Here is a 727-nt window from a genome sequence, read left to right as displayed (position 1 = left end):
AATGCTGGAGAGAGACTTTGATGAAATTCCGGACCTTTATTTCAATGTCCAGATGCTGATTTCCGATCCGCCTTATATAGCGAGCCGACTAGGTTTCGACTGCACGCCGAAAGGAACGTTCCTTGGTCTCCCTGTAGGTGGGAGGAGAGTTTCCTTCGCCGAGAACGTGATCTATGAACTTCGCGACGAAAAGATCGTACAAGTATGGTCAGTCATAGACAAGGCGGCCATCGAAGCTCAGCTTTAGCGCGAGAGTTTATCGCGTGTATAGTCTCAAGGCAGTCTTAACCTTGCTGGATTAATGGCCCTGAGCCTAGACGCGGGTTATCGCGAACAGCCATGCCAAAAGTTCCAGCAACAATAGAAACAGGGCAAGCTGTAGCGACATGCGCAGGCGTTGAATGATCCGCCAATTGTTGGCCATGTCGGTTTTAATGCGGAGCGCAAGCGCGCGGTGCATCACATCCATGGATCCGGAAGGGTTTTGATCGACAAAGTCCTGGAGCAACTGCTCTGGATCGAAGCGGAACGTATAGGCGTAGTAGGGCCACAACATGATGACGACCAGCAGCCCGATCAGAAAAAGCAGCGCCAGCGCCAGCCAGTCCCACGGCCCGAGCCCATCCAAGAGAGCTCTGCCGCCGAGGAGAGAACTCACGAACGCGGTTGCAAAGATCAGATTGCCAACGCGCGTATTGAGGCTCTCCACCACGTTCTGCTGGTGTTG

2 protein-coding genes are annotated in these 727 nt (G+C 53.4%); one reads left to right on the top strand and one right to left on the bottom strand.

Going from position 1 to position 727, the window contains the following annotated elements:
* A partial coding sequence (locus tag EOA13_RS37345) for an ester cyclase (RefSeq protein WP_206535385.1) occupies nt 1-247 on the top strand: 247 nt, incomplete at its 5' end.
* Nucleotides 248-313: 66 nt separating this feature from the next.
* Here EOA13_RS37345 and EOA13_RS37340 read toward each other — a convergent pair.
* Nucleotides 314-727, bottom strand: a 414-nt coding sequence (locus tag EOA13_RS37340) for a hypothetical protein (protein WP_164780666.1), incomplete at its 5' end; no start/stop codon positions are given.

This window comes from Mesorhizobium sp. M7A.F.Ca.US.011.01.1.1, assembly GCF_003998295.1.
Taxonomy (GTDB): Bacteria; Pseudomonadota; Alphaproteobacteria; order Rhizobiales; family Rhizobiaceae; genus Mesorhizobium.
Note: the sequence above shows the minus strand (reverse complement) of the source record. Positions and strands in the feature narration are given on the sequence as shown.